Source organism: Halobacillus sp. BBL2006 (genome assembly GCF_000786645.1).
Lineage (GTDB): Bacteria > Bacillota > Bacilli > Bacillales > Halobacillaceae > Halobacillus.
In genome coordinates, this window is sequence record NZ_JRNX01000782.1 from 1 (window position 1) to 1,622 (window position 1,622).

At 41.8% G+C, this 1,622-nt stretch carries 2 protein-coding genes; one reads left to right on the top strand and one right to left on the bottom strand.

What is annotated here, in order from left to right:
* On the bottom strand, positions 1-449 hold a 449-nt coding region (locus tag LD39_RS23955; protein ID WP_035552314.1), incomplete at its 3' end, for an alpha/beta hydrolase.
* A gap of 185 nt (positions 450-634) precedes the next feature.
* Between LD39_RS23955 and LD39_RS19620 the strand changes: the two genes are divergently transcribed.
* On the top strand, positions 635-1,622 hold a 988-nt coding region (locus tag LD39_RS19620; RefSeq protein WP_035552316.1), incomplete at its 3' end, for a glycosyltransferase family 2 protein.

Sequence of the window (1,622 nt, forward strand, 5' to 3'; positions counted from 1 at the left end):
AAACAAAGGGCCGCCATAATATTGGCTCCTGAACTTTGGCCTCCAACCGTGATTTTTTCTGGATCTATGTTCAGTTCATCCGCATTTTCTTTTATCCAATGCAGAATTTCATAGCTTTGTTCAATCGGTTTTGGAAAAGAGTATTCCGGCGCTTTGGCATAATCTACATTGATCACGACACATCCTGTTTGATTGGCGAGGTAACGGCAATAAGGGTCATCCATTTCTTTAGAATTCATAATAAAGGCTCCCCCGTGCAAGTTCATGTATACGGGGAATCTTTTAGTATCAGCCTGAAGGGGATAATAGCATGAGATCATTGTTTGCTTAACGCTTGTTTCTATCATAATGTCTTTTTTTGCACTAACCGGTTCCATGGAAAGCATCGGTGTTTTCTTTGATTGGTTTGAAAAATATCGAAGCAATTTTGCTCCAGCATAAGTGAACATATGTAAGCCCCTTTTTTACTCTTTTTACCCAATATGAAGGTGAAATAACCAGGTGTGACTTGAGCTTTATACTCGAATAAGGAAACGATAAAAAGGGTACAGACGTATAAGCTTGGAATAATCGACTCACACTGGAGAGGATGCAGCCCACAGCTGCAAAAATGTAAAACCATGAGGTGATCGTGATGTGGGTGATGATAATTGCTGTTACAGCAACCCTTTTACTTTTTTGGCAAAAAGTTTCCTTTCCTATAGAGGGACAAAAAAATACAGACTCTTATTCAATTATTATCCCAGCACGAAATGAAGAAGAGAACTTGAAGCGTCTGCTTCCATCCATCCTTTCTACAGAGGATGCCCAGAGAGAAATTATTGTGGTCGATGATCATTCTGAAGATCGAACGCGTGAAACGGCAGCTGCTTATGGAGTAAAAGTCATCAGCAATCCTCCGTTACCTGGAGACTGGCTGGGGAAATCCTGGGCATGTTATAACGGAGCCAAAGAGGCAACAGGGAAATCTTTATTCTTTCTTGATGCGGATACGTGGTTCTCTCCACATGGTGCTGAAAAAGTCATTCGATTCTTGGAAAAAAAGGGGCCTGATGCCTTAGTTACGGTTCATCCCTATCACTATATGCAATCGTTTTGGGAAAAGCTCTCTGCGGTTTTTCATTTGGTCGTTTTTGCTTCCTCAGGGATCACAACGATTTTTAAAGAAAAACTTGGTTTACATGGGGGATTTGGGCCTTGTCTAATTATTGACGCTAATACTTATTGGAAGCTGCAAGGTCACCTTTCTATTCGAAGTGAGATCGTTGAACACCTCGCTTTTGCAAGACGTGCGCAGTTGAAAGGGGTGAAAACCTATGCCTTCAGCGGGAAAAATGTGGTCAATATGCGAATGTATGAAGCCAGTCTGAAAGAAGTGATCGAAGGATGGTCGAAGAGTTTCGCATCGGGAGCGAAAACAGCTTCTCCCGTCTTGTCATTAGCGGCGATAATGTGGATTACTTCTATTATATCTTACTTGATCAACTTCAGTGTAATCGGCTGGTGGAGTGTGATCGGTTATTTACTGCTCGCCTTTTGGCTGCATCGATTCCTGCAGGAGGTGGGGAATTTCCGTTGGTATGATGCGCTGATTTTTCCAGTCCATTTTATCTTTTTTGTTT